Annotated in this window: 1 pseudogene; it reads left to right on the forward strand. The window is 54.7% G+C overall.

What is annotated here, in order from left to right:
* A pseudogene (locus ACTHSP_RS23010) lies at positions 1–353 on the forward strand (phosphate acyltransferase PlsX); the annotation flags it as partial.

Below are 353 nucleotides of genomic sequence, written 5' to 3' on the forward strand. Positions count from 1 at the left end.
GCCGTATCGGCAGGCAATACCGGCGCACTGATGGCGACCGCCCGATTCGTCCTCAAAACCATTCCCGGCATTGAGCGCCCTGCCATCGCCAAATTCCTGCCTTCCGACAGCGAACACGTTACCCTGGTTTTGGATTTGGGTGCCAACGTCGACTGTACGCCCGAACAACTGGTTCAATTTGCCATCATCGGCAGCGAGCTGGTACACGCGCTATACCCTGAAAAAGGCAGCCCGCGCGTTGCCCTTTTGAACGTCGGTACAGAAGACATCAAGGGCACGGATGCCGTCAAACAAACCTTTAAACTGTTGAGCAGCAGCAAACTCAACTTCATCGGCAATATCGAAAGCAACAG

This window comes from Neisseria sp. P0001.S005 (assembly GCF_051963715.1).